At 43.5% G+C, this 356-nt stretch carries 1 protein-coding gene; it reads right to left on the reverse strand.

Annotated features, from left to right (window positions below; translation table 11 throughout):
• The coding region (locus tag Q0787_RS19260) for a hypothetical protein (RefSeq protein WP_298905084.1) at positions 1 to 356 on the reverse strand (356 nt) is incomplete at both ends.

Here is a 356-nt window from a genome sequence, read left to right on the forward strand (position 1 = left end):
GCCGTTTCATAACATTCTGTTGCAGGTTCTGCTGGTTGTGATCCAGTGACATCCCACGAACAAGTCGTATTATTAAACGTTGCAGTCTCATAACATTCTGTTGCAGGTTCTGCTGGTTGACTACCAGTTACATCCCAAGAACACGTCGTGTTATTAAAGGTTGCAGTCTCATAACATTCCGTTGCAGGTTCTGTTGGTTGACTACCAGTTACATCCCATGAACACGTTGTATTATTAAACGTTGCCGTTTCATAACATTCTGTTGCAGGTTCTGCTGGTTGACTACCAGTTACATCCCACGAGCACGTCGTATTGTTAAAGGTTGCCGTTTCATAACATTCTGTTGCAGGTTCTGC

The organism is uncultured Psychroserpens sp. (assembly GCF_947492715.1).
Classification (GTDB): Bacteria; Bacteroidota; Bacteroidia; order Flavobacteriales; family Flavobacteriaceae; genus Psychroserpens.